Below are 25,885 nucleotides of genomic sequence, written 5' to 3' on the forward strand. Positions count from 1 at the left end.
TAGTATGCAATGCATGATAAAATGATTAAACAATACTTCAAACAGGCGTGGTACCTGATTAAGCAGAACAAACTATTCAGCGGCATTTACATTGCCGGGACGGCTTTGGGAATTTCCATGGTCATGGTAATGGCAATAATCAACCATATGAAAACAGCGAACCTCTATCCCGAAACCAACCGGGACAGGACTTTGTATCTGAAAACGATTATCATAACGCCAAAAGACACTACTCTCAAATGGCATAGTTCGGGAGGATTTTCTTATAAAAGCTGCAATATGTTCTTTCTATCACTGAAAACGCCCAAATTGGTATCATTGGAAATGGATCCTGTCTCGAAATTTGTCTCACTTCCAAATGATAGTTATCTCAACAGGGTACAGGTGCGCTATGTAGACAATCATTACTGGGATCTTTTCTCTTTTCAGTTTTTATTTGGAAAACCATTTACCGAAGTAGATTTCCGCTCCGGTTTACCGGCAGCGGTGATATCCGAATCTTTGGCTAAGAAATTATACGGCACAATAGATGTCATCGGAAAATATTTCGAATGCGGCTTTAAGGAATTCCGTATAGCAGGTGTAGTAAGAGATGTGTCTTATGTCCTTTCGGGCACCTATGCCCAGGTATGGGTACCTTATACGACCACTAAAAGTTATAATGAAGAAGATAACTATCACGATGGAATGATAGGGTCAATGCGAAATATTTATCTGTTGGCACATTCGGCGGATGACTTTGATAATATCCGCACAGAAGTGAATGAAAATATCCGCCGTTATAATGCGCAATCAGCCGAATGGAATATCGACCTTGCAGGACAACCGGATACGAAGAGGGAGGAAATCAACCGATTTTGGTCCAACGTAGGTCCCGATATGCACAAGATCATGTTGCGTAACCTTTTACTGGTCCTGTTATTCTTACTGGTACCGGCGATCAATCTCTCCGGATTAAACAGTACCCGTATGGAACAACGCATGAGTGAAATGGGTGTCAGAAAAGCTTTCGGTGCATCACGCAAAAAGCTGTTCAACCAGATATTTACCGAAAATCTATTATTGACCTTTGCCGGAGGGATAACGGGACTATTGCTTTCCTATCTCTTTATATCGGTATCGCGCAACTGGATCCTCGATTTAGGAAAACAAATTGCAGAGACTTTACCGGAAGGGGCAACGGTCGACTTTTCAATGTCCATGCTTTTCAATTTCAAGATTTTTCTAGTGGTACTACTGGTTTGTTTCGCAATGAACCTTCTTTCGGCACTGATTCCCGTATTTCGTTCCTTACGGAAAAATATAACTGATTCGCTTCACATACGCTATACATGATTCAAAGATGATAAAACAACTTATAAAACAGATTTGGGTACAACGCAAACAAAACGGATGGATATTCGCCGAGTTACTGGTTGTATGCATATTGATGTGGTACATTGTGGATTTCGGATTTGTCCTCCTCCATAATAAGAGCATTCCAACAGGTTCGGATATCAATGATACCTATGTAATAACCTATGGTGTGCTGACGGAAGAAAATTCACGGTATGATGCCACAGAGAGCGATTCCATTCGAATGATGCGGAACCTGGAGCTGTTTACGCGCAAAATCAGGCAATATGACCAGGTAAAAACAGCCAGCCTGCTCAATACAGCATGGGGAACGCTCCCCAATTCCGGTGGTTTTTACGGAGATATGATACAATACGATACCATTCAGATAAATGCTGAAATAAAGTTTATATGATTATCCGCAATATGACCTATTATAAATTTTTGATTTGAAATCGGGGCTGAACGAAACGGCCGCAATGACAAGCCTGTCGAAAAGTTTCTCCCCGAAGAATCTCCGGTTGAACTTGTAACAGAATTCATTGGGGTAGTATTGCAGGTATTCGGGTTTGAGTTTATTGTGGTGCACGTCCAGTAGCAGTCTCTTGACATTGCTGATGGCGGTGTGCACCCAAGGTAGCACCTTCTCCGCTTCTTCGGGTTTGACAACCTTGGAGGCATGTGAGTTCACGAGCTGTCCCAGCTCCACATAGGATGTGGAATCGTCTGTGGTAAGGTCCGATTCCCCGTCGACACGTTCTTTGGCAACTTGTGTAATTGTACCGGACTTCAGGTCGGGCACGACTTTCATTTTAAGGTGTCCGGGCTTCTTGTCCTTGCGTCCTTTCTTCGGGGTATCCCGTGGAGGGCTTTCGCACATCACCACCACTTTTGACTTTCCCTGGCTGCCACGTCCCCTTTTCCGGGGTTTGCCCTTCTGGTCTTCGGGCACTTCGGTCGTGATGAAGGCATCGTCAAGTTCGATATGGCCGGTGAGCATGGACTTGTCGTCACGTTTACCCATCACTTCACGCAGTTTGCAAACCATCTCCCAGATGGGCTGGTAGCGCTTGTGACCCAGCTGGCGGCGAAGCTCCTCGGTGGAGAATGACTTTTTCGTGCTTGTCAGCAAGTGGATGGTTATGAGCCAGTAGCGGCAGGGAAGCTTCGAGTTCTCCATCACAGTGCCCGAGCGGAGCGAAGTCCGGGAGTGGCATTTCTTGCATTCGTAACTCGACTTGTTCTCGAGCCAGTAGTGGTCAGTACAGTTACACCTTTTGCACACGATACCGATCCGGTCGCGTTCCTCCTTGAACTTTTGGCGGCACGAGGCCTCGTCGGGATACTCTTGTATAAATTGAAGTAGGTTCATAATCTATTGATATTTAGACCATAAATATACAACTTCTCCATGACATGAGAAAATATATATCGTTAATTATCAACCGGTTTTCCGGTAATTATCCTAATAAATGTTTAGGACTGATTACGGATAATCATAAAAAAATATATAGCCATTATCTTTTTGACTTTAGGTGCAGTGTTAACAGCAAATGCACAGGTAAGTATTGCTTATTCCGCAGGATACGGAAATTATAAAATGGATGATATGCATCGCCTCTTTGAAGCATCACTTTCATCCATGAAAACACAACTCCCTCCGGGAGTGCGGATCACGGATAAATTTCCGGGATATATCACACATAGTATCGACGTAACGTACCGGTTAAAACGTCATGAGATTGGGTTAAAAGGGACGTATATGACAACCGGGGGCAAGATTGCTTATTCGGATTATTCGGGGAAATATCACGAAACACTCACGCTGAACGGATTTCGTGTGGGTGCCCTGTATCGGTTTCATTTCTTAAGGACACAAATAGGCAATCTTCCTTTCTCCCTTTATGGTGAAATTTCACCGGCCGTCACTTTTACCGGTTTAAAATACGATGCGTTATTGGATCTCCCCGATTACGATGTCCATGAAACCAACCCAAACGATAATGTAAGCACGGATGAGACCGGTTTTAGTATTCAACCATTGATTGCGGGACAGCTATTGGTAACACGGAATATTTTTATCTCTTGCAGCGCAGGATATGATTTTGAATTCGGCGCTAAATTATCTACTATAAATAATCAACTAAGGGTAGATTGGTCGGGCTTTCGTGGAAATCTTGGGTTAGGCTTTATGTTTTAGCCCGAATGATAAGTAAAAGTACAGGAATTGACAATTTATTTATTTCACCCAAATAAATAAATTGTAGACAGAGGCTCTATCAACTGATTATATAAATAACAAATATAAAATTTGTGAACGTATCGATTAATCCTATAAAAGATAAAATGATCCTGATAATTGACGACGACGCAATTGTGCGCTCTTCGCTTTCACTCCTGTTGAAACGTGCGGGGTATGAAACCGAAGCGGTGGCTCCACCCGAGGCAGCACTGGAATTCATACGCCAGGTGTCACCCGATCTGATGCTGATGGATATGAATTTTTCATTGACAACGAAAGGCGAAGAAGGATTAGAATTATTACAAAAAGTACAGGTGTTCTGTCCGAGAGTGCCGGTGATACTGATTACCGCATGGGGTTCCATATCGCTTGCTGTACGCGGCATGAAAGCCGGGGCTTTCGATTTTATCACTAAACCGTGGGATAACCGCCAACTGTTGAAATCGGTGGAAACGGCGCTCGAACTAAAAACACGAAGAATGGTTCCCAACCTTCTACAAACATGCCGTGAACTGGATGACCACTATGATTTTTCTTCGATTATCGGACAATCGGAAGTCCTGGTCGATGTACTCTCCACTGTAGCCCGTATCGCCGACACCAATGCTTCGGTACTTATTACAGGGGAAAGCGGTACAGGCAAAGAACTGATTGCAGAAGCAATTCATAAAAACAGCTCCCGCAGAAAGCAGCGGTTCGTGAAAGTCAATCTGGGCGGTGTGTCGCAAAGCCTTTTCGAAAGCGAGATGTTCGGGCACCGGAAAGGAGCGTTCACCGATGCACACGCCGACCGTACAGGGCGCTTCGAACTGGCGGACAAAGGAACTATCTTTCTCGATGAGATCGGCGAACTCGACACCACCTGTCAGGTGAAACTGCTACGCGTATTACAGGACCAGACCTTTGAAGTGCTGGGCGATAGTAATCCCCGGAAAGTGGATGTGCGCGTGGTTAGCGCCACCAACGCCGATTTGCCGACAATGGTACGTGAGAAAACTTTCCGGGAAGATCTCTTCTACCGTATCAACCTCATCCGGATTCATTTACCGGCTCTCCGCGAACGCAAAGAAGACATCCCTCTGCTGGCTCAATTTTTTGCCGACCGCCAATCGGTACAAAACAGGTTATCTTCCATATCATTTACACCCGGTGCTTTCGAATTGCTCCAAACACTCCCCTTCCCCGGAAATATCCGGGAATTAAAGAACCTGGTGGAACGGACTATACTGGTGAGTGGGAAAAACCGTATCCAGGCAGACGATCTGCGCAGCCAGACAACCCTGCCGGAAACCTCATCTGCCACTCACAACATCGTCCATGGTATGACGTTAGACGATCTGGAAGCGCAAACCATCCGAAACGCCATCGAACAACATAATGGTAATTTATCAAAAGCGGCCCGTACGTTAGGTATAAGCAGAACCGCCCTTTACCGGCGCATTGAAAAATATGGTTTATGAAACGAGGTGCTAATTTCATGATATGATAATTCAGTGATAATTGAATCTTGAATTTTAAATCTTGAATTCGAGATAAATACACTATATGAAACTGAGAGTTTACTTCTATATTCTGGTGTTTTTACTGCTGTTGGTCTTCGGATTTACACTTTACGAAAATCTGCATACAATGTCGTGGAGGACAATGACTATTGAAGGGCTTATTCTGGTAGCATTGATATATCTGATCATTTTCTACCGTAAAACAGTTCGTCCACTACAAACGATCAGCAGCGGAATGGATCTGCTCCGGGAGCAGGATTTCAGTTCCAAACTCCGGGAGGTAGGACAATATGAAGCAGACAGGGTAGTCGCCATTTTCAATAAGATGATGGCGCAGTTGAAGAACGAACGGCTCCAACTCAGGGAACAGAATGAATTTCTCGACCTGCTCATCACCGCCTCCCCCATGGGAGTTATCGTGCTAAACTACGATCATCAGATCACCGACCTGAATCCTGCGGCGATTAAACTGCTGGAACTGGAAAATGCCAATGAAGTAAAAGGCAAAAAGCTTTCCGAAATACACGGTTCAATGCCGATTGACCTTTCAGAAATCCCTATGCACGAAACCCGTTCTATCGGCCTGAGCAACGGCACAGTGTATAAATGCACGTTGGAATCGTTTATCGACCGGGGGTTTCCACGTCCGTTCTATTTAATAGAGAGCCTTACGGAAGAGGTGCGCCGGGCCGAGAAGAAAGCATATGAAAAAGTGATCCGTATGATATCGCATGAGGTGAATAACACCACTGCGGGAATTACCTCTACCCTCGATACCGTGATCAAGGAACTGGAATCCCTTGCCGAAGCACAGGATATGCGCCAGGCCATGCAGATCTGCGTGGAGAGATGTTATGGAATGAGCCGATTTATAACCAACTTCGCGGATGTGGTAAAAATCCCGAAAGCGGAGCCGGAACCTATCGACCTGAACCGGTTGATCGGCAACCTGACACGTTTTATGGAGGTGATGTGCCTCAACAGGAACATCCAACTTGCTTTCCATCCCGATAAGAACCTGCAACCAATACGTCTCGACTCATCCCTTTTTGAACAGGTATTACTCAACATCATCAAAAACTCGGTAGAAAGTATTGAAGAGAATGGCGAGATAATCATCACCACCGGTTCGCAGCCGAAAACGCTGGTGGTGGCGGATAACGGTAAAGGGATCAGTAAAGAGATCGAGAAAAAAATATTTAACCCCTTCTTCTCCAGCAAACCCCAGGGCCAGGGAATTGGATTGCTTTTTATCCGTGAAGTACTTTCCCAGCACGATTTCCAATATTCCCTACGCACCTACCCCGATGGATGGACACGGTTTATTATCCGGTTCGATTAAACAGATTTTTATACCGCAAGGGTATCGAGCATCTTATCGAGGTTAAGGCTGCGGGCAGAAGCGTCAAAAATTTTGCGGTATTCTCCGTTCAGTTTGTAGAGGGATTCATGCGATCCGGTCTCTACTAACCGTCCATCCTTTAATACGTGGATCACATCGGCATCGATGATCTGCGACAGCGAGTGCGAGATAATTACTACCGTACGTCCTTCTTTTATAGCATCAAGGCTCATCTTGATATGTTCGGTCGCAATCGCGTCAAGGCTGGCGGTAGGTTCGTCGAGGAAGATCACGGGAGGATCCTTCAGGAACAGCCGGGCAATGGCAATCCGCTGCTGCTGGCCACCACTCAAGTTAAACGCATCGGTATCGTAACCTTCCGGCAACAAAAGGACCTGATCATGCAGAAAAGCCCTTTTCGATGCTTCAATTACTTCTTCACGGGTTGCATCCAGTTTTCCGTAAAGGATATTGTCGTAGATCGTTCCCTTAAAGATATGATTCTTCTGCAACACCAGACCTATATTGTTCCGCAACGAACCGTTTTCATAATCCTCCAGGCCGACTCCGTCCAACAGGATTTTTCCACTATCAGGTTTATAAAATTTACAGAGGAGATTGATCAGGGTACTCTTACCTGCACCACTCAATCCGACGATAGCGGTCGTTTTTCCTTTTTCCAACGAGAGGGTTACATTCGAGAGTGCCTGCTTGCCGTTGGGATAAGTAAAAGTTACATCACGCACTTCAAATTGCCCCTGCACATTCCCTGCCCTGATATCACCACCCGCCTCTACCGCCTCATCGTTCGAAAGCACTTCAAAAAATCCGTCGGCATAGATAAGTGCGTCGTTGACCTGGTCGTAGATACGATGCAACTGGCTGATGGGAGCCGATACGTTCCGGAAGAGCATGATATGCATCATAATGGCACCGATTCCCATCTGCCCGTCAAGTACAAGAAAGACAGTCAGAATGATGATGAGTACCACCCCGATCTGTTGGATAAACGATTTCAGGCTCTCATAGACATAGCTTGTCCGACGGGTCTGTAACTGGTTGTTCAGCATCTCCATTTGTACGTCGTATTGCTTTTTCCCTTCCGGTTCTTCGCGTACGAAACTCTTGATCACCGTGATGGAGTCGATAATATTGATCAGCCCGTGATTCTTACGCTCCCGCTGCCCACGCAACTGGATACGCCATCCTTTCAGCCGGCCCGCCTGTTTCTGGCTTACATAAAAATAAGCCGGCACAATGATTGTCGCCAACAATCCCACGTAGGGGTTGGCATTGTACATCACCACCAGGGCGATAATAGCAGTAGAGAATAGAGGTAATATATCGAGGAAGAAGTTCTGCACCAACCCGATAAGGCTCTCTATTCCCCTGTTGATCCTGGTTTGCAGCAATCCGGTCTGATTCCCGGGTTCAGAGAAGAATGACATTTTGTAGCTGAGTATCCTCTCCACCGACGCCTGAGACAGGTCGCTCCCTACTTTGATACGAATTTTTTCACCAAAATATTTCTGTCCAAACTGGATACCAATATTCAACAACTCATTGGCCAACATAATGGCAGAAATAATCAGCAGCAATCTCATCCCGTTCTGAAACGGATCGGGTTGCCGGAGTAAATCTTCCACTCGGTTAATCGTTTCATTCACTAAAAGCGGATTTACCTGGGCGGCAAAAGATCCGACCAGTGTAAGAAATAGGGTTCCCGCTATCATCCCTCTATAGGGTTTCACAAAAGGAACCAGGTTCCGGAAAAGGGCTTTAAAAGATTGGGTGTAAGTTTCTTTATTAATCATTGGGAATTGGACTTTACAAAATTAAAAGGGTTTAACCTGTTTCGTTTCCTCTTTAAAACCTAGTTCTATTAAAATATATTTTACCGTCCCATTGTTACAATATCGCTCTTCAATTAATCATTAAATGTAAAAATCTCAATTTTGAGAATAATTTGCTACCTTTGAAACCAAAATACTTTCAATTACACATATCAGAGCAAGCAAGCCTGGTTCTTATAAGTATTTTTCGAGAAAGAGTAGATAAATAATTTCAAAGGTACCATTTCACAGCAATATGAATACTGAACAAAAAAATAACGTATTACTCTCCCTTGCACAGCTATTGGAGTTAAACAGGGGGAATATCAAAGAGGTCAATGAGGCGGATATGCAAACCTTTCCCGGCATGGATGATTCCATGAAAGACCGACTTAAGGTGGATGATAAAAAGATCGATGGAATGATCCGCTCATTGGAAGAGGTTGCTTCCCAACCTGATCCGGAAGGGAAAATCCTCTATGAATTCGTACGGGAAGACAGACTGCGTATTGTCAACCAGACGGTACCATTCGGAACTATCCTGATCATTTACGAGTCGCGTCCTGACGTTACCATCGAAGCGGCAGCAACAGCATTCAAGGCGGGTAATAGGATCCTATTGAAGGGAGGTAAAGAGGCCCGTCAGACAAACATTCTGCTTACAGGGCTGTGGCAACAGGCACTCGACGGACAAAATGTCAATACGGATTGGGTACAATATCTGGACCTGTCCCGGGAGGAGACACAGAGCCTGATCAAGGAAAACAGCCACAGGGTGGATCTCATTATTCCCCGTGGCGGAGAAGGATTAATCCGGTTCGTACAGGAAAACACTTCGGTGCCTGTCATTGTGAGTGGCAGAGGTAATAATTTTCTCTTTGTGGATGACAACTCCGATTTCGGAATGGCTGTCCGTCTGGTGCTGAACGGCAAAAAACGTATCAGCGTATGTAACGCCATAGACAAGGTGCTCTTGCATAAAGGCCTTGATGAGTTAGAAGAAAAACTGTCTTATCTGGTCACACATCTCTCGGAAAAAGGCATTGAGGTGTGGGGAGACAAAGAAATAGCATCTCTATGCAACACCATTAAGATAGAAAACGATGCTGCCACACTCTGCGAAGAATACCTGGCTCCGAAACTGTACCTCACCCTGGTAGACGGGATACAGGATGCCATCAATATGGTCAACCTCTATTCCGGCGGACACACGGCAGTGATCGTCACCAACGACGCTACAAACGCCACAGAATTTATGCAACAGGTAGATTGTGCTGCGGTATATCACAATGCTTCGTCGCGTTTCACCGACGGCGGACAGTTTGGAGTTGGTGCTGAGATCGCCATCAGTACCCAAAAACTCCATTTCCGTGGGCCACTGGGTGCCCAGGAATTGGTAACAAACAAATGGTTTGTGTATGGAAACGGGCAGATAAGAGAGTGAAAAATTAAAAGTGAACAATGAAGAATTAAAAGTGAAAAAGAAACTAATCATTAAAATAGGTACGTCCACGTTAACGGCCGGAACAAATAGGATATCATTCGCGGTGATCGAGAGTTTGGCACGACAGATCGTGGAACTAAAAAAAGAATATGATATCGTAATCGTCTCATCAGGCGCGATTGCAACAGCAAGACAATTTGTAGAGATCAACGGGTTCAATAAACATGTCGATTCCAAACAGGCGCTCGCGGCTATCGGACAAACAAAACTAATGGAACTGTACGACAATATTTTCAGTACATTCGGACTGAATATCGCACAGATACTATTGACTTATCGTGATTTCGAGAATCCGGTAGCCAACGAAAATACCCGCAACACCATAAGACGACTCTGGCAGGTTGATTATATCCCTATTGTAAATGAGAATGATACCGTTTCCATCGAAGAGATAGTGCTGGGGGATAACGACAAACTTTCGGCATTGGTATCTGTGATTACTGAGGCAGATCTGCTCGTCCTTGTCTCCGATATCGACGGTATTTTCGACCGGAACCCTCATCTACATGCCGATGCACAATTGATCGCCGAAGTCACCGATTTAGATTCCATCAAAGAATTTATCGAAGAGAAAGAGTCCCTCCTCGGAACCGGCGGCATGTCGTCTAAAGTACATGCTGCTGAAATTTGTATGCAACACAATGTTGAAATGTGGATCGTGAACGGACAACGTGCCAATTACATCATCAATGCTATGGGTGATCGTATCCCCTTTACACGATTCGGGAAAAAGGTGGGAAAGTGAAAAGGTGGGAAAGGTTGATTTGATGACACTTTTAGTATTCAACTTTCATATTTTAGTTTATTAATGAGCGTGAAACATGGTTTTATAGGTTTTGGCAACCTGGCCAAAGCTGTTTATCAGGGATTGAAACAGGAGGAAAATATTGAGTTCGCTTATTTTGCCAGAAGCAGAAAAGAGGCCGACATACCTTATTACAACAAGATAAGCGACCTGGTTGCTTTCGCGGATGTGATCTGGCTAATGGTAAAACCACAAGATTTATCCGCTGTCCTTGAAGAGTTGACACCTCTCGACCGATCCGGCAAAACCATTGTCTCACCGGTAGCAGGGAGAAATATCGCTTTCATTGAACGTTATCTTGGTACAGGGCAATTAATCGTAAGGATCATGCCCAATTTGGCAATGGCTTACCGCAAATCGGTAACTGCTTTCGTGAGCAATCAACCGGATAATGGGAATGCATCAGAGATTTTTCATCTGTTGGAAAAGCTGGGAAAGGCTGTACAACTGGAAGAAAGCGGATTCGACCTGTTCACAGCCGTCTTTGGCAGTGGTCCCGCTTTTATCCTCTCCTTTATTCAAATCTTCAAGGATAAAATGCAGGAATTCAATCTTCCGGGATCACTTCTCGACGAACTCCTGTTGGAACTTACGCAGGGAACTACCCTCTATTTCACCCAAAATCAAAAAAATTACAGCATAGAACAGTTGATACAGAATATCACCAGTAAAGGCGGAACTACCCAGGCCGGCCTCGATTACTCCCGTACGCATGAAATAGGGAAACACTTCGAAGGGATACTCGATGCAGCGAGAAACCGGTCGGAGGAGATGAGTAAAAATGGAGATTGAATGGAGAAGACAAGTATCCAATACAATATCATGAATATGCTCTCTTCTCCCTCATTGAATAAGAGGGATATTGTATCTATCCTGAAAATGGATACAAGGGAAGAGATGGATGCCTTGCAATCGTTGGCCATGGAGGTCAAACAGGAAAGGGTTAACCGAATAGTCTATTTCCGTGGGCTGATAGAATTCTCAAACCAATGCCGAAAAAACTGTTTTTATTGCGGATTAAGAAAGGGGAACAAAGGGGTAAACCGTTTTCGCCTCTCTGAGGAAGAAATTCTCAAGGCAGCTGACTTTGCCCATGAAAACCGCTATGGGTCGTTAGTCCTACAATCCGGAGAAGACCAAAGCGAAGATTTTACAGATTTTGTTTGCAGGGTTGTAAAACAAATCAAATCGAGATACGACCTGGGCATTACCTTATCGTGCGGTGAACAGAGTGAGGAGACCTATCACCGTTTCTTTGAAAGTGGAGCGCACCGTTATCTTCTGCGCATAGAGACCGCTTCTCCTGATTTATATGAAAAGTGGCATCCGGAAGATGGTAAACACCGGTTCGTAACTCGCCTGAATTGCCTGAAATCATTAAAAAAAATCGGATTTCAAGTGGGTTCAGGAAGTATGGTGGGTGTACCTTATCAGACCTATGAAGATATCGCGGGTGATATTCTTTTCCTGCGAGACATGAGAGTAGACATGATGGGAATAGGCCCTTTCATCGAACATTCAGGGACCCCATTCTACCGGAGTGAAGCTTATTCCATACGACAGGAAGAGCGGCTAGGCCTCACATTAAGAATGATTGCAATTCTGAGAATATTACTCAAAGATGTCAATATCGCTTCCACCACCGCCATGCAGGTACTCGACAAATTCGGACGTGAAAAGGGTTTACTCTTTGGAGCCAATGTGATTATGCCGAATCTCACACCTCTCATCCATAGAAAAGACTACCTCCTTTATGAAGATAAACCATGCCTCAACGAAGATGCCTCTCAATGTAATAATTGCCTTGAAGCACGTATAGCCTCTGTAGGTGAAACGATCGGATACGGAGAGTGGGGGGATCCGTTACATTTTTTCCGGCGCACCAAGACATCTTAGTTCATTGGCACATTGACTTATTTCTCCGCTTTGGCCTTATAGGCAATAGCGTAAAAACGGATTTGTTTGATTACCGAGAGTAACCCGTTGGAGCGCGTCGGCGAAAGGTGATCTGTAAGTCCGATCTCTTTCATAAAACGTAGATCGGTATTGATAATCTCGTCAGGAGTACGACCGTTGAATACCCGCAGTACCAGAGCAAGCAGACCCTTCACTATAATGGCATCACTTTCCGCCTGGAACCAGAGTTTTCCATCTCGATAATCGGTCTGCAGCCATACACGGCTCTGACATCCCTCTATGATATTTTCGGGAATTTTATATTTTTCATCGATTGGTTGCAGGGCGTTTCCCTGCTCAATTATAATGGCATATTTATCCATCCAGTCATCATAAATGCTGAATTCGTCAACAATTTCCTGTTGTACTTCGTCTATCGTTTGGCTCATGTTCATTTTTCTGTATAAATCACTTCCATTACTGTCTGTCCGGCTGCTTTAAGGCTGCCCCTGTCAATATTGCGCATATCATCTCTATGGGTATGCCAATGTGAAGCAAACCCCGTATGTGTATCAGTTTTCAGATTGATTATATTGATGCTTGGAGCCCGCTGGTGTTGGTTCACCGACAGATGATCATCGGTGATATACCCCCCGTTCTGTGGCAGGAAGTAATTGCCATGTCCCAACTTAGCTGCGGTGCTCCACACTTTGTCTAATATGTTCGGTGCATACTTCATAGAATAACCCTCTTTCAGAAAAGTTGCATTTGCAGCGCCGACCATATCCAGTAAAATACCATAATCCGCTTTGTAATTCTCCACATGCGGTTGCTCCGACCAATATCGAGAACCGAGACACCACCACTCTCCCTGCACCCAATCGGTATCGAAAGAGGGTTGCCCCCAATCTTCCAGGTCGAAAAAGATAATATCAACTCCCACCTCCACCGGGTATTGCTGCAGATTACGGGCTATTTCGAGCAGTGTCCCTACCCCACTTGCCCCATCATCGGCACCGGCAATAGGTTGTTGTTGCCTGCCGGCATCCGATTCTTCATCGGCAAAGGGCCGCGTATCCCAATGGGCAAAAAGTAAAATTCTTTTCTCCTTTTCAGGATAATAACTCCCTATGATATTGCGTAACGTCAGATTTTTACCGTCGTAGTGAGTGATATCCGCCTTTTGTTCTGTCACTTGTGCACCAAACTCGGTTAGTTTTGCCGCTAAGTAATCTCCACAGGCCTGATGTGCCGTCGTGCCGGGTACTCTGGAGCCAAAAGCTAACTGTTTCTCCACGAAGGAATAGGCACTATCGGCGTTGAAATCCGGAGAAATTTGGAGGTACGGTTCCGTCACAACCGTGTACTTACTCGATTGACAAGAATTACACGATATGGAAAACATCACTCCGGCTATCAATAAAATCAACAGGAAAAAATTACCCGCTCGTTGCATATTTTATTTTAAATTTCGGATTTCAAAATTCTGAATTGAATTAGCAATCGGCATAGCCAATTAACAATCGGCGTAAGCCAATTGAAAATCGACGGAGTCAAATCTTGGATAGGAACAACGTTCGGCGGAGCCAAAATAGACGTAATCAAATTATGAAATCACAAAATCAGCAAATCAACTAATCATCACTGGTTCTTCTGATAAGAAAAATTCGAAATCCCTATATTTTGATAAGTCTCTCTCAGAGCCTCTTCATTATCGGAGATAACCAACAATTTATCTCCCGCATGCAGTTCTGTCTGACCGGTCGGCACAAAGAATTGTTCTCCTCTTTTCACCATAACCACCAGAGTCTTATCCGGCAAAGGCATCTCTATCAGGTTCTTACCATACTTCAAAGTCTCATCGGTGATCAATATCTCCGTCATAGCCGACTTGATCTCTTCTGCAAATTCCACGTCGAAATCCTCCAACGCTTTATGTTTTTGCGGTTTTTCAGCCAGATTCAACCATCTTGCCACCATTGGAAGAGAAGTACCCTGTACAAGGAGCGAGACAATAGTAATCACAAAAACCATATTAAATATCCATCGTGAGTCCGGGATTCCCGCAGCCAGCGGTAGAATGGCAAAGATGATAGGTACCGCTCCCCTTAGGCCTACCCATGAAATATAAAGATTATCCCTGAAACCTATTTTACGAAATGGCAGAAGAGTAAGAAACACTGTCAGCGGACGTCCGATAAAGATCAGGAAAGCGGAGATGATAAGGGCAGGTACAATTACCTCAATGAGTTCACCGGGATTGACAAGCAATCCGAGGGTAAGGAAGAGCAATATCTGACTCATCCATGCTACCCCATCAATAAATTTCATGGAAGTCCGTTTATGGGAGAATTTGGCGTTTCCGATTACCAATCCGGCAATATATACGGCAAGGTATCCATTTCCTTTCAGGTAGTATGTGGCGGCAAAGATAAATATACCCAGCGTCAGTAAAAGAATGGGATAAAAAGAGCTGTTATCCATACGGATCCGGTTGATGATAGTCACCGCTCCTCTTCCCATTAAATACCCCATTCCACTTCCTACTACCAGTTGGATTACAATAGTGAGTACCACCATGCCGATATTAGGATCTGTTCCCGACTGGATAATTCCCATAAACACGATGGTAAGCATATAGGCCATCGGGTCGTTACTACCACTCTCCAACTCCAAAAGCGGGCGCAGGTTATTCTTAAGCGATAATCCTTTGGACCGCAATATACCAAACACTGATGCTGAGTCGGTTGATGAAAAGGTAGACGAGAGCAGCATCGCCGTCAACAGGCTGATCCCCAGGGAAGGGAACATATGTCCTGACAACCAGAAAGTGAATAATCCGGTAAGAATAGCGGTTATAAGCACCCCTAAGGTCGCGAGCATTACTCCGGGCCAGATGACCGGCCTGATTTCAGAAAACTTGGTATCCAATCCACCGGAAAAAAGGATCACGGTCAAACAGATCGTGCCGATCGTCTGTGCGGTCTGCACATTTTCAAAGACCAGACCAAATCCATCAGATCCGAAAACCATTCCTACTCCAAGGAAAAGCAATAATATGGGAACACCAAAACGGTGGCCTGCTTTCCCAATCAACATACTTATAAAAAATAGGACAGATCCTACCAATAATAATAATTCAGGGCTTATTGTCATCTTATATTTAGGTTTTACTGTATGAATGAAATAAATTCTTCTCCAACTCCCAACGTGGCCATCCCCCCCATGATCAGAGGGAAGTTCAGTTTCACATGTCCCACCGGGAAATTGAAACAGAGAGGGAAATCATATTCACGGACCGCCTCTCTGATAGACTCTTGTAATGGAGAATACATTTGACTATCCTCTTCGTAACCGGTGAACTGACCGACAATCAATCCACTGATTCCCTCAAATATACCTGCAAGTTTCAGGTGGTATATCATCCTGTCTACACGATAGGGAGTTTCACCAATGTCCTCTATGAAGAGTATACCTCCACGGGGGACTCTGACATATCTAGAACCCAATAAGCCGCAAAAAACCGATAGATTTCCGCCAAATAGTTTTCCAGTGGCTTTCCCTTTTCGATTCAAAGGGGAATATCCTCCCACAGGAATCCGGTATTCCGGTGACTGTCCTGCCAAAACAGCTTTTGTATAGCGTACCGCTATATCTTCGGCTCCTTCATCGGAAAAATGTTGAGCCATCGGCCCATGAAGAGAAGCTATGCCGTGAGTCTGCAGTGCAGCATGAAGTAGGGTTATATCACTATAACCGACAAGCCACTTTGGATTTCTTTTTATCCCCGAAAAATTGAGTTTTCCAAGCAGATGCGCAGTCCCGTAACCACCACGGGAACAAAGGATCAGTTTCACATCCGGATCGTCGAACGCTCTCTGCAGATCGGAAAGCCGTTGCGCTACCGAACCACTGAATCGCCCTGCATCGCACAAGGCGTTTTCACTGATCTCGGGACGGAGTCCCCAACCCTCCAGGACAGCGGCTGCATCCTGCACGACATATCCGTCAATTTTCCCGGCAGGGGAAAGGATGACGGCTCTATCGTTGAATTGCAGTGACGGCGGTCGCTTCATCTTGTTATTTTCTCATCTATGCATCGATATTGGCATAGGTAGCATTCTCTTCAATAAATTCCCGGCGTGGTGCCACCTCTTCACCCATCAACATGGAGAAGATCACATCGGCGTCGGCGGCATTCTCGATGGTCACCTGTTTGAGGGTACGATTCTCGGGATTCATCGTTGTTTCCCAGAGCTGCTCGGCATTCATCTCTCCAAGACCTTTGTAACGTTGCGTATGGATAGCATTTTCGTTACCATCGGCATATTTGTTGATAAAAGCCTGTCGCTGCTGGTCGTTGTAACAATACTCTTCAATCTTACCTTTCTTGCAGAGATAGAGAGGTGGAGTAGCAATATAAACATACCCGCTTTCAATCAACAAGCGCATATAGCGGAAGAAAAAAGTAAGAATAAGGGTATCGATATGGCTTCCGTCCACATCAGCGTCCGTCATCAGAATGATTTTATGATACCTCAATTTTTCAATATTGAGTTCTTTGGAATCCTCCTCAGTTCCTATAGAAACACCTAAAGCGGTATATATGTTTTTGATTTCATCACTTTCCAGCACCTTATGCGGCATTGCTTTTTCCACATTGAGGATTTTACCACGTAATGGCAAGATAGCCTGGAATATACGGTTACGCCCCTGTTTGGCGGTACCACCTGCTGAATCACCCTCTACCAGGAAGATCTCACTTTGTGCCGGATCCTTGCTGGAACAGTCGGCCAATTTCCCCGGCAATCCCGCACCCGATAACGGCGACTTGCGCTGCACCATCTCACGTGCTTTGCGTGCAGCCTGACGGGCCGTGGCAGCCAGAATAACCTTTTCTACGATCACCTTTGCTTCTTTCGGATGCTCTTCCAGATAATATCTCAAAGCCTCCCCTGTAGCCTGATCCACAGCCCCTATCACTTCGCTGTTTCCCAATTTCGTTTTGGTTTGCCCTTCAAACTGGGGCTCGGCTACTTTTACGGAAAGCACGGCGGTGATCCCTTCACGGAAGTCATCACCACTAATTTCTACTTTTACCTTATCAAGCATTTTGGAATCTTCCGCATACTTTTTCAGCGTGCGCGAAAGACCACGTCTGAAACCGGTGAGGTGTGCTCCACCTTCGATGGTGTTAATATTGTTTACATAAGAATAGATATTCTCATTGTAAGTATCGTTATATGTAAGTGCGATTTCGATGGGAATGCCACTTTTCTCCGTCACAATATGAATGGGTTCGGGAATAAGGGACTCCTTATTCTTGTCGATATAGCGAACAAACTCTTCCAATCCCGTTTCAGAGTAATAACGGTCTATTTTAAAACTACCATCGTCGTTAGGAGTTCGCTTATCGGTCAACGTAAGCGTGATACCTGCGTTCAGATAGGCCAATTCACGAAGACGGGTCGCTAATATATCGTGCCGGTATTCCAATGTGGTGAAAATGGCATCATCCGGCTTGAATGTGATAATCGTTCCGTTCTCTTTTGTTTCCCCAACAATTTTTACATCGGCATAAGGCTTACCTTTCGAATACTCCTGCATATAAATCTTACCATCCTTGTGGATTTCGGCTTTCAGATAGATAGAGAGTGCATTCACACAGGAAACCCCCACCCCGTGGAGTCCACCCGACACTTTATAAGTACCTTTATCGAATTTCCCACCGGCATGTAATACGGTGAGTACTACCTCAAGTGCCGATTTTTTTTCCTTTTCATGATAATCGACCGGAATACCACGCCCGTTATCTTTTACAGTGATTGAATTATCTTCGTTGATAGTAACATTGATCTCCGTACAGTATCCGGCCAATGCTTCATCAATGGAGTTGTCGACGACTTCAGATACCAGATGGTGCAATCCTTTCTCACTTACATCCCCGATATACATTGCAGGACGCTTACGTACTGCTTCAAGACCTTCGAGCACCTGAATATTTTGAGCAGAATAATTTCCACTTCCATTTTTTTTCTCTTCTTCTGACATTTCTTTCAATATATATTAAAACTACCTGTGAATTAGACTTCTACAATAGATTTGCTGATTTTTTCAAGACTGAACAAAAGTACGAAAAAATAGTCATTTTTCCAACCCCTTTTTGTTTTTTTAGAACGTTTGCGTCAAGCTAAATGAGCAAAGTCAAACTTGTTTGAATTTTGCCATAGCGAGCAAACGACTAACTTCAGTGAACGTTTGCGTCAAGCTAAATGAGCAAAGCCAAACTTGTTTGAATTTTGCCATAGCGAGCAAACGACTAACTTTAGTGAACGTTTGCGTCAAGCTAAAATAACGATTAAGCGAGAGCAATGTCAAGGCCAAAGACTTTCCAAAAAACCTATAAATGACAAAAGCGGACCTGTTGTCCGCTTTTGTCATATTATTCCTTGAGGAGCACTATCCTAAAACTCGTAATCAATGGCTGCTCTTCCAATCCTCACTTTTCCAATAAACTCCCCTACTTTTAAATGTTCAGGATGTCCGGCATAAGTTTTCAAATCTTCCAGCGAGTCAAATTCGCTATCGAGCACAATATCATAATTTTCAGAAGAAGCCAGTGGATGATTCGAGAAAACCTCTATCTTCCTGATCACAGGAATCACCGCTTTTAATGCCTCCAGTTTTTCTTTTACTATGAGAATGTTTTCCGCTTTAGCATTCCCCTCAGCCTCTTCAGCCAACTTAAAGAATACCAAATGCCTTATCATCTCAACTCAAGCTGTTTACATGAGAAGCCAATTTCGACTTCAGGTTGTTGGCTTTATTTTGGTGTATCACATTCTTCTTAGCCAGCTTGTCGAGCATAGAACAAACTTCGGGATACATCTTCTGGGCTTCTTCTTTGGAAGTAAGCGTACGTAATTCACGCACTTTATTCCTGGTGGTGCGCGAAACGTATCTGTTTGCCAGACGACGAACTTTGGTTTGCCTGATTCTCTTTACAGATGATTTATGATTTGCCATTTCTATTGACGCGTATGTTTATTTTTTTTAAATATTGTAGCCCATAGGGGAATCGAACCCCTCTTTCAAGAATGAAAATCTTGCGTCCTAACCGATAGACGAATGGGCCCTTTCGGGCGTGAACCCTATTGTTAAAGATCTTGCTGTCTCAATTGCGGGTGCAAATATAGAACGTTTTTCTGAAAGCGCAAAACTTTTCATTTAATTTTCTTCATTTTTCTTTTCATTTTCTTTCCGTAATTTGCCCAAAGGGCTGAAAAAGAGAAAAAAAGTATTTTTATCCCATATCGAATTGGTTCTTTCAAATATTTTATCTAATTTTGCAGCCCGTAAAATGAAGTCTCCCATAGAGAAGAGACCTTGTTTAACAGGAAATGGACAAACCGGGAAGGGCAAGGGGTCACAGGAGAAGCGTTTAAATCCAACCGGGCCTATATCATATATAATAAAGAACAACGGAAATAAAAAAAATAAAATAATTGTATGAAAAGAACATTCCAACCCTCTAACAGAAAGAGAAAGAACAAACACGGATTCCGTTCCAGAATGGCTTCCAAAAACGGAAGGAAAGTACTTGCCGCCCGTCGCTCAAAAGGCAGGGCCAAACTTACCGTGTCAGACGAATATTAAAGACAGTATCTTTTAAAAAGACAGGAATAGGGTTGACTTATTCCTGTCTTTTTGTTAGGTGACCGCCATATATCTCTCCGGAGTTCTTCACCTCTCTTTTTCGATACCACAACTACCCACTCTCATTATTTTTTGTACTTTTGTATCCCGTATATGCTTATACACTTATACGCGCGATTGTTATGAGTAAAAAACAGACAAAAACAACTATCCTCAGCAATAGTATTGTGAAAAATTTGCTGATGATCATAATTTGTGGCATACTTCTGGTTGTCCTGGCATTATTGCTCCTGAACGTTTATACAAGACACGGGCAGAATGTGGTAGTGCCTGCACTGGAAAGCCTTCAGATAGGGGAGGCAAATACCATACTCAGGGCCAAAGGCCTCCATGCCGAGATAGTGGACTCAATCTACCAGCGCGATGCCGTGCCGGGAGCAATCATAGATCAGAGGCCTAAAGCCGGCAATAAGGTAAAAGAAGGACGTGCCATATACCTGACCATCTACGCAAAGAACCCTCAGATGGTTGCTGTGCCTGAATTGACCGACTATTCTACCCGTCAGGCGTCCGCATTGCTCAACTCAATAGGATTTACCCAGCTCTCTATACAGGAAGTACCTGCGGAATATTCCGGCCTGGTAGTAGCTGTGGAATACAGAGGAAAAAGGTTGACGCCTGATGAAAAAATACCTGCCGGTTCGCCACTCACATTGATTGTCACCAGTGGTGCATTGGCTGACTCGTTGAGGATTGACAACGAATATACCATCCCTCCGGGGGAGAGAAGTGAGGCCAACGGCATTCAGCCGGGAGGTGATGGAGCTATAGACGATTCATTTTTCTAATCAATTGCTTGTGACGCAACAAAATTTGGACGATATTGATTTTTTTGCTGAGGATGATGACGGGATCATAGAGGAATTTCCGGACAAAAATCAGAAATTCGAACATTATCGGTTTGTAGCAGATAAGGGACAGAGCTTGCTGCGGATCGATAAATTTTTGTCCGTCAGGATAGAAGGGATCTCCAGAAACCGTATCCAGCAGGCAGCTGAAGCTGATTGTATCCTGGTAAACGGGCAACCGGTCAAATCGAGTTACAAGGTGAAGCCGCTCGATATGGTCTCTATCGTGATGGACCGTCCAAGACGTGAACTGGAAATCATCGCTGAAGATATCCCGCTTAATATTGTTTATGAAGATACGGCCTTGATGGTAATCAACAAGCCTGCAGGAATGGTTGTACATCCCGGTCACGGAAACTACACCGGCACATTGGTCAATGCGGTGGCATACCATCTGTATCGAGAGAATATCAGCGACATGAATGATCCAAGACTGGGACTGGTACACAGGATCGACAAGGATACGTCTGGCCTGCTGCTGGTAGCCAAAACCCCGGAAGCCAAAACAAACCTCTCAGGGCAGTTCTTCCGTAAAGAGACAAAGCGGACGTATGCCGCTTTGGTATGGGGAAGTCCGGCAGAAGACCACGGAACGATAGAGGGTAATATCGGACGCGACCCGAATGACCGGATGCGCATGCGCGTCTTCCCCGACGGTGATCATGGCAAACCGGCCGTCACCCACTACAGCGTATTGGAACGATTCGGCTATGTAACTCTGGTTCAATGCCGGTTAGAAACCGGCCGTACGCACCAGATCCGTGTTCACATGAAACATATAGGACATCCGTTGTTCAATGATGAACGATACGGAGGCAATGAGATCCTTCGCGGAACCCATTTCGCCAAATACAAACAGTTCGTTTCCAATTGCTTTGCCCTCTGTCCGCGTCAATGCCTGCATGCACAAACGCTGGGCTTCATCCATCCTTCCACCGGAGAAGAGTTCTACTTTGAAAGCGATATTCCGGACGATATGCAATCGGTCATCGATAAATGGAGAGCGTACAGTAATGTGGGAAAGTGGGAAAGTGGGAAGGTAGATTCAACAATTTAATAGTTCAACGATTCAACAATGAAAAAGAATGTCGCCATTGTGTGGGGAGGCTACTCTTCGGAAATAGTGATATCCGAAAAGAGTGCTGCCGGTATTTACTCCTTTATAGACAAGGAAAAATACAATGTCTGCAAGGTCAGGATAGACCGCACCTCATGGGAAGTGGAAAATCAAGGCTGTTTTTATCCGGTCGACAAAAATAATTTCAGTTTCTCCGACGGTGAAGCCCAATGTGTCGCCTTTGATTTTGCTTATATCACTATCCATGGTACCCCGGGTGAAGATGGAACGCTTCAAGGTTATTTCGATATGCTGGGTATCCCCTACTCTAACTGCGGTGTATTGACCTCAGCATTGACATTCAACAAATTTATCTGTAATAATTTCCTGAAAAATTTCGGAATAGAGGTGGCCGATTCAATACTCTTGCGGAAAAATGACCCTTATCAACCGGATGGGATTATCTCTAGGCTGGGATTACCTATCTTCGTGAAACCCAATTTGGGTGGTTCCAGTTTTGCCACCACAAAAGTAAAAGAAAGGGTACAACTCGAAACTGCTGTTGAAGAGGCTTTCCGGGAAGCACCCGAAGTGATTATCGAGAGTTTCCTGCAAGGGACAGAAGTAACCTGCGGCTGCTTCGAGGACAGCAAAGGAATGACGGTACTCCCCCTGACGGAAGTGGTCACCACCAATGAATTTTTCGACTTCGACGCCAAGTACAATGGGCAGGTAGAAGAGATCACCCCTGCCCGGATCCCCGAAGAGATAACCAAAGCTATTCAACAGGAAACCCAAAGAATATATCGTCTGATCGGTGCAAAAGGAATCATCCGGGTAGATTATATCCTGGTCGGAGACATGCCCGTTCTTCTGGAAGTGAACACCACACCGGGAATGACCGCCACCAGTTTTATTCCCCAACAGGTAAATGCGGCAGGACTTTCAATGACGAATATTATCACTGGAATTATCGAAAAAGAACTCAGTCAAATAGAAAAATAGAAATCTTTTTAACCCCTAACAATATTATGACAGAGACAATGAACCGATTCAATGATATCTGCCCCATTCCCGACAGCAACGTCCGGGAAACAATCGAGAGACTCATTGCCAACAGTTACTTCAGGCGTGCAACTGAAGCCTTCGTAAAACCCCTTTCGTGGGAACAATTTACGGCAGTAATGAGCCAATGCCGAACCAAGGACGATTTTCAGCGTTATATCATCTATCCGGCCATGAAACAACTGATCGCTAAAACCACTGCCGATATGAGCGGTGCAGGATGGGAGAATATCCCCGAAGGTATAGGAACCCTTTTTATCTCCAACCATCGTGATATCGTACTGGACGCCGCTTTTCTGAATATGCTTATGATCGATAAGGAAAAGCCTACCACCGAGATAGCTATTGGCGACAATTTGCTCATCTACCCATGGATAGAAGAACTGGTGCGCCTTAACAAGAGTTTTATCGTGAAACGGGGTGTATCTGTACGCCAGATGCTGGAAGTATCGAAACATCTCTCGGAATATATTTATGATACGGTAAACCGGAGGGCACAACCGGCATGGATCGCCCAACGCGAAGGGCGTGCAAAGGATTCGAACGATAAAACACAAGTGAGTTTGTTGAAGATGCTCACGCTGCATAACAGCTCCGACCCGGCAAAAGCATTACAAGACCTGCATATCGTCCCCCTTTCTATCTCCTATGAGTTGGATCCTTGCGACTATTTGAAAGCCAAAGAGTTCCAGCTCAAGCGTGATAATCCCGGGCACAAAAAAACGGAAGCCGACGATATAGAAAATATGCACACCGGTATCATGGGATTCAAGGGGCGTGTCACATTCCGTTTCGGCACCTGCATCGACCAGGCTATCCGGGAGATTCCTGCGGCAACCGGCAGGAATGAATTACTGGAACAGGTGGCCTCGATTATCGACCGGGAGATTTACCGCAATTATACTTTTTTCCCGTTCAATTACGTGGCATACGATTTGATGACCGATACCGGACGATTCTCATCGCAATATACGGACGAAGATGTGTCGAAATTCAATGCCTATCTCCAAAAACAGATTGAGAAAATAAATATCGCCAACAGAGACGATGATTTTTTGCGTGTAAAAATGACCGAGATGTACGGTAACACAGTTAAAAATCATCTGGAGGCATAATAATTATACAATGAGAGGTCATAGCCATACAGCTACTTTTTTGGTATTTTTACTGATCCTCCTTCTTTCCTCATGTGAAAAAGATCCAGGAAGGATGGACGATTACCTTGTAGAGTTTGCTACGGTGGTAAAGGAAAACTCAAACTACCGTTTCAGGCTCGACAACGGCAGATTACTTATTCCTGATGAAGTAAAAGATTATTCCGGGGAAGAAGGACAACGCGTCATTCTCAATTATATTCCATTGGGGGGAGATGCCATCAAAATTAATTTTGTGTCTAATATATTTACGGGCACTATTCAATCGGACGGATTCCCGCAAAATTACTCAGATGATCCGGTGAAAATTCAAAGTGTATGGGTCGGCGGAGATTGGCTCAACCTGGTCTTGGAGATTGAATACCTCAACATGCCGCACAAAGTCGCACTATTCCGGGATCGCTCTTCCTCATCGGTAGACCTCTATTTCAGCCATTCCTCCGAAAACGACCCTCCGGGATATCCCAGGATGATGTATGCCTCTTTCCTGCTCTCCGACTTGCGGGAGCAGGTAGGCAGTTCTCCTGTCCCCTTCCGGTTTTTTATCAACACTTATACCGGAATACGTATATTTGAACTGGAATTAAAATAAAAGCCGCGAATCCCAATCCGCAGCTTTTTTTATCTTTCCACTTTCCGTCCTCACCTAGCCTAACCTTTTCTATTCATTACTGGTCAAAGGCGGGATGGGATCCTCATCTATTACAAAATCTATTGGCAGGAGACATTTCACATGCACTTTCTCGCCGTTATTTTCACCCGGTATCCATTTCGGCATAAGCCCCAGTACACGGATAGCTTCTTCATTGAGCGCCTTATCCGGCCCATCCACCACTTCTATATTGGAAATAGAACCATCACTGGCTACAATAAATGAGCATAGGATTCTTCCCTCAATACCTTCCTGCCTGGCCTCACGCGGATAACGGATATTACGCGCAATAAAAGCGGACAATCCTGACTCACCATAGGTGTATTGGGGCATCTTGTCCACTATGGTGTAGATAGTGTTGTTTTCAATGATCTCCGGTTTTGTCTTAGAATAATTACGGGCAGGCTGAACAGGTTTACCGGATGCTACTGCATTTTGATTGAGCCTGAAATACATCGGGACATATGTTTCAGAGCGCACAATCTCTCCCTTATGTCTGGCGGGACGCCAGGGTGGCATAGCCTGTAAAATCCGCAATGCTTCCTCGTTCAGCAATGGATCTGCACGATGGATAATATTAAAGTTGGAAAGGGTACCGTCTTTCTCTACCACAAAGGTATATACTACCAACCCCTGCGCCTTACGTTCCCTCGCATCCTCCGGGTATTTCAGCGTATTTGCAATAAAACGGTGCATCTCCGAAGTGCCTCCCGGATATATCGGTATTATATCGGGTTCTTCAAAAATCTTGTCGCTATTCGAAACCGGCGCATCTTGTGCCATAACAACTGAATGTTCCGCAACAAAACCTCCAATAAAAATGCATGCGAAAAAAACAAAGAGAAATTTGGGTATACTCATCTGACTAATATGCTCTGAAATGTGTTATTTTTGATTCAGAAGCAAAGGTATAAAAAACCGATGGTTTTCCCAAA

The 25,885-nt window shown here is 44.6% G+C and carries 25 protein-coding genes and 1 tRNA gene; 15 read left to right on the forward strand and 11 right to left on the reverse strand.

Features of this window, described 5'->3' with window-relative positions; translation table 11 throughout:
• Positions 1–21: 21 nt before the first annotated feature.
• Both PSM36_RS11645 and PSM36_RS11650 read left to right on the forward strand, forming a co-directional pair.
• On the forward strand, positions 22–1,335 hold the full coding sequence (locus PSM36_RS11645; protein WP_076932225.1) for an ABC transporter permease: 1,314 nt from the start codon (positions 22–24) through the stop codon (positions 1,333–1,335).
• A 7-nt stretch (positions 1,336–1,342) separates the two neighbouring features.
• Positions 1,343–1,750 (forward strand): hypothetical protein, encoded by a 408-nt coding sequence (locus tag PSM36_RS11650; protein WP_076931033.1) that lies wholly within the window; start codon positions 1,343–1,345, stop codon positions 1,748–1,750.
• On the opposite strand, the gene PSM36_RS11655 is transcribed toward PSM36_RS11650, so the two are convergent.
• On the reverse strand, positions 1,751–2,707 hold the full coding sequence (locus PSM36_RS11655) for an IS1595 family transposase (protein WP_076931034.1): 957 nt from the start codon (positions 2,705–2,707) through the stop codon (positions 1,751–1,753).
• A 168-nt stretch (positions 2,708–2,875) separates the two neighbouring features.
• On the opposite strand from PSM36_RS11655, the gene PSM36_RS11660 reads away from it, so the two are divergent.
• The 3 genes from PSM36_RS11660 to PSM36_RS11670 all read left to right on the forward strand — a co-directional run bounded on the left by PSM36_RS11660 (position 2,876) and on the right by PSM36_RS11670 (position 6,421).
• Positions 2,876–3,535 (forward strand): hypothetical protein, encoded by a 660-nt coding sequence (locus PSM36_RS11660; RefSeq protein WP_154671018.1) that lies wholly within the window; start codon positions 2,876–2,878, stop codon positions 3,533–3,535.
• Positions 3,536–3,681: 146 nt separating this feature from the next.
• Positions 3,682–5,037, forward strand: coding sequence for a sigma-54-dependent transcriptional regulator (locus PSM36_RS11665; RefSeq protein ID WP_076931036.1), 1,356 nt, complete (start codon positions 3,682–3,684; stop codon positions 5,035–5,037).
• An 85-nt stretch (positions 5,038–5,122) separates the two neighbouring features.
• Entirely contained in the window at positions 5,123–6,421 is a 1,299-nt protein-coding gene (locus tag PSM36_RS11670) for a sensor histidine kinase (protein WP_076931037.1), read from the forward strand.
• 8 nt (positions 6,422–6,429) lie between these two features.
• On the opposite strand, the gene PSM36_RS11675 is transcribed toward PSM36_RS11670, so the two are convergent.
• Positions 6,430–8,235: an ABC transporter ATP-binding protein gene (locus PSM36_RS11675; protein ID WP_173823139.1), complete on the reverse strand. Its 1,806-nt coding sequence runs from the start codon at positions 8,233–8,235 to the stop codon at positions 6,430–6,432.
• Positions 8,236–8,509: 274 nt separating this feature from the next.
• Between PSM36_RS11675 and PSM36_RS11680 the strand changes: the two genes are divergently transcribed.
• The 4 genes from PSM36_RS11680 to hydE all read left to right on the forward strand — a co-directional run bounded on the left by PSM36_RS11680 (position 8,510) and on the right by hydE (position 12,458).
• Positions 8,510–9,697: a glutamate-5-semialdehyde dehydrogenase gene (locus PSM36_RS11680; protein WP_076931038.1), complete on the forward strand. Its 1,188-nt coding sequence runs from the start codon at positions 8,510–8,512 to the stop codon at positions 9,695–9,697.
• A 31-nt stretch (positions 9,698–9,728) separates the two neighbouring features.
• Positions 9,729–10,502, forward strand: a complete 774-nt coding sequence (gene proB, locus PSM36_RS11685) for a glutamate 5-kinase (RefSeq protein WP_161947569.1) — start codon at positions 9,729–9,731, stop codon at positions 10,500–10,502.
• Between the two features lie 63 nt (positions 10,503–10,565).
• Entirely contained in the window at positions 10,566–11,354 is a 789-nt protein-coding gene (locus PSM36_RS11690; RefSeq protein ID WP_076931040.1) for a pyrroline-5-carboxylate reductase family protein, read from the forward strand.
• A complete protein-coding gene (hydE, locus tag PSM36_RS11695; RefSeq protein WP_232001430.1) occupies positions 11,355–12,458 on the forward strand; it encodes a [FeFe] hydrogenase H-cluster radical SAM maturase HydE in 1,104 nt (367 codons plus the stop codon). It begins immediately after the preceding gene.
• Between the two features lie 17 nt (positions 12,459–12,475).
• Here hydE and PSM36_RS11700 read toward each other — a convergent pair whose 3' ends face one another.
• The 8 genes from PSM36_RS11700 to PSM36_RS11740 all read right to left on the reverse strand — a co-directional run bounded on the left by PSM36_RS11700 (position 12,476) and on the right by PSM36_RS11740 (position 19,593).
• Positions 12,476–12,907: a SufE family protein gene (locus PSM36_RS11700; RefSeq protein WP_076931041.1), complete on the reverse strand. Its 432-nt coding sequence runs from the start codon at positions 12,905–12,907 to the stop codon at positions 12,476–12,478.
• Between the two features lie 2 nt (positions 12,908–12,909).
• The gene (locus PSM36_RS11705) at positions 12,910–13,914 is read right to left on the reverse strand and encodes a M28 family peptidase (protein WP_076931042.1); all 1,005 of its coding nucleotides are present in this window, start codon (positions 13,912–13,914) and stop codon (positions 12,910–12,912) included.
• Between the two features lie 185 nt (positions 13,915–14,099).
• Entirely contained in the window at positions 14,100–15,614 is a 1,515-nt protein-coding gene (locus tag PSM36_RS11710; protein ID WP_076931043.1) for a potassium/proton antiporter, read from the reverse strand.
• A 14-nt stretch (positions 15,615–15,628) separates the two neighbouring features.
• Positions 15,629–16,534, reverse strand: coding sequence for a S66 peptidase family protein (locus PSM36_RS11715; RefSeq protein WP_076931044.1), 906 nt, complete (start codon positions 16,532–16,534; stop codon positions 15,629–15,631).
• 16 nt (positions 16,535–16,550) lie between these two features.
• Positions 16,551–18,509: a DNA topoisomerase (ATP-hydrolyzing) subunit B gene (gene gyrB, locus PSM36_RS11720; protein WP_076931045.1), complete on the reverse strand. Its 1,959-nt coding sequence runs from the start codon at positions 18,507–18,509 to the stop codon at positions 16,551–16,553.
• A 413-nt stretch (positions 18,510–18,922) separates the two neighbouring features.
• On the reverse strand, positions 18,923–19,228 hold the full coding sequence (locus PSM36_RS11730; protein WP_076931047.1) for a Dabb family protein: 306 nt from the start codon (positions 19,226–19,228) through the stop codon (positions 18,923–18,925).
• 1 nt (position 19,229) lies between these two features.
• A complete protein-coding gene (gene rpsT / locus PSM36_RS11735; protein ID WP_076931048.1) occupies positions 19,230–19,484 on the reverse strand; it encodes a 30S ribosomal protein S20 in 255 nt (84 codons plus the stop codon).
• Between the two features lie 37 nt (positions 19,485–19,521).
• Positions 19,522–19,593, reverse strand: a tRNA-Glu gene (locus tag PSM36_RS11740).
• 374 nt (positions 19,594–19,967) lie between these two features.
• Between PSM36_RS11740 and rpmH the strand changes: the two genes are divergently transcribed.
• The 6 genes from rpmH (at position 19,968) to PSM36_RS11770 (ending at position 24,890) form a co-directional block, all read left to right on the forward strand.
• Positions 19,968–20,114: a 50S ribosomal protein L34 gene (rpmH, locus tag PSM36_RS11745; RefSeq protein ID WP_076931049.1), complete on the forward strand. Its 147-nt coding sequence runs from the start codon at positions 19,968–19,970 to the stop codon at positions 20,112–20,114.
• 182 nt (positions 20,115–20,296) lie between these two features.
• The gene (locus tag PSM36_RS11750) at positions 20,297–20,962 is read left to right on the forward strand and encodes a PASTA domain-containing protein (protein WP_232001432.1); all 666 of its coding nucleotides are present in this window, start codon (positions 20,297–20,299) and stop codon (positions 20,960–20,962) included.
• Positions 20,963–20,972: 10 nt separating this feature from the next.
• Positions 20,973–22,079 (forward strand): RluA family pseudouridine synthase, encoded by a 1,107-nt coding sequence (locus tag PSM36_RS11755; RefSeq protein WP_154671019.1) that lies wholly within the window; start codon positions 20,973–20,975, stop codon positions 22,077–22,079.
• Between the two features lie 18 nt (positions 22,080–22,097).
• Positions 22,098–23,084, forward strand: a complete 987-nt coding sequence (locus PSM36_RS11760; RefSeq protein WP_076931051.1) for a D-alanine--D-alanine ligase — start codon at positions 22,098–22,100, stop codon at positions 23,082–23,084.
• 26 nt (positions 23,085–23,110) lie between these two features.
• Complete coding sequence (locus PSM36_RS11765; RefSeq protein ID WP_076931052.1) at positions 23,111–24,259, forward strand: 1-acyl-sn-glycerol-3-phosphate acyltransferase; 1,149 nt, start codon at positions 23,111–23,113, stop codon at positions 24,257–24,259.
• A gap of 10 nt (positions 24,260–24,269) precedes the next feature.
• Positions 24,270–24,890, forward strand: coding sequence for a NigD1/NigD2 family lipoprotein (locus PSM36_RS11770; protein ID WP_076931053.1), 621 nt, complete (start codon positions 24,270–24,272; stop codon positions 24,888–24,890).
• A gap of 69 nt (positions 24,891–24,959) precedes the next feature.
• Here the strand turns inward: PSM36_RS11770 and PSM36_RS11775 are convergent, their stop codons facing one another.
• Positions 24,960–25,733, reverse strand: coding sequence for an energy transducer TonB (locus tag PSM36_RS11775; RefSeq protein WP_161947571.1), 774 nt, complete (start codon positions 25,731–25,733; stop codon positions 24,960–24,962).
• Between the last annotated feature and the right edge of the window lie 152 nt (positions 25,734–25,885).

The sequence above is a fragment of the Proteiniphilum saccharofermentans genome, assembly GCF_900095135.1.
Lineage (GTDB): Bacteria > Bacteroidota > Bacteroidia > Bacteroidales > Dysgonomonadaceae > Proteiniphilum > Proteiniphilum saccharofermentans.

Coding starts and splice junctions, on each gene's coding strand:
- PSM36_RS11645 (WP_076932225.1), top strand. CDS start 22: ATGATTAAACAATACTTCAAACAGGCGTGGTACCTGATTAAGCAGAAC.
- PSM36_RS11650 (WP_076931033.1), top strand. CDS start 1,343: ATGATAAAACAACTTATAAAACAGATTTGGGTACAACGCAAACAAAAC.
- PSM36_RS11655 (WP_076931034.1), bottom strand. CDS start 2,707: ATGAACCTACTTCAATTTATACAAGAGTATCCCGACGAGGCCTCGTGC.
- PSM36_RS11665 (WP_076931036.1), top strand. CDS start 3,682: ATGATCCTGATAATTGACGACGACGCAATTGTGCGCTCTTCGCTTTCA.
- PSM36_RS11670 (WP_076931037.1), top strand. CDS start 5,123: ATGAAACTGAGAGTTTACTTCTATATTCTGGTGTTTTTACTGCTGTTG.
- PSM36_RS11675 (WP_173823139.1), bottom strand. CDS start 8,235: ATGATTAATAAAGAAACTTACACCCAATCTTTTAAAGCCCTTTTCCGG.
- PSM36_RS11680 (WP_076931038.1), top strand. CDS start 8,510: ATGAATACTGAACAAAAAAATAACGTATTACTCTCCCTTGCACAGCTA.
- PSM36_RS11690 (WP_076931040.1), top strand. CDS start 10,566: ATGAGCGTGAAACATGGTTTTATAGGTTTTGGCAACCTGGCCAAAGCT.
- hydE (WP_232001430.1), top strand. CDS start 11,355: ATGGAGAAGACAAGTATCCAATACAATATCATGAATATGCTCTCTTCT.
- PSM36_RS11700 (WP_076931041.1), bottom strand. CDS start 12,907: ATGAGCCAAACGATAGACGAAGTACAACAGGAAATTGTTGACGAATTC.
- PSM36_RS11705 (WP_076931042.1), bottom strand. CDS start 13,914: ATGCAACGAGCGGGTAATTTTTTCCTGTTGATTTTATTGATAGCCGGA.
- PSM36_RS11710 (WP_076931043.1), bottom strand. CDS start 15,614: ATGACAATAAGCCCTGAATTATTATTATTGGTAGGATCTGTCCTATTT.
- PSM36_RS11715 (WP_076931044.1), bottom strand. CDS start 16,534: ATGAAGCGACCGCCGTCACTGCAATTCAACGATAGAGCCGTCATCCTT.
- gyrB (WP_076931045.1), bottom strand. CDS start 18,509: ATGTCAGAAGAAGAGAAAAAAAATGGAAGTGGAAATTATTCTGCTCAA.
- PSM36_RS11730 (WP_076931047.1), bottom strand. CDS start 19,228: ATGATAAGGCATTTGGTATTCTTTAAGTTGGCTGAAGAGGCTGAGGGG.
- rpsT (WP_076931048.1), bottom strand. CDS start 19,484: ATGGCAAATCATAAATCATCTGTAAAGAGAATCAGGCAAACCAAAGTT.
- rpmH (WP_076931049.1), top strand. CDS start 19,968: ATGAAAAGAACATTCCAACCCTCTAACAGAAAGAGAAAGAACAAACAC.
- PSM36_RS11750 (WP_232001432.1), top strand. CDS start 20,297: ATGAGTAAAAAACAGACAAAAACAACTATCCTCAGCAATAGTATTGTG.
- PSM36_RS11760 (WP_076931051.1), top strand. CDS start 22,098: ATGAAAAAGAATGTCGCCATTGTGTGGGGAGGCTACTCTTCGGAAATA.
- PSM36_RS11765 (WP_076931052.1), top strand. CDS start 23,111: ATGACAGAGACAATGAACCGATTCAATGATATCTGCCCCATTCCCGAC.
- PSM36_RS11770 (WP_076931053.1), top strand. CDS start 24,270: ATGAGAGGTCATAGCCATACAGCTACTTTTTTGGTATTTTTACTGATC.
- PSM36_RS11775 (WP_161947571.1), bottom strand. CDS start 25,733: ATGGCACAAGATGCGCCGGTTTCGAATAGCGACAAGATTTTTGAAGAA.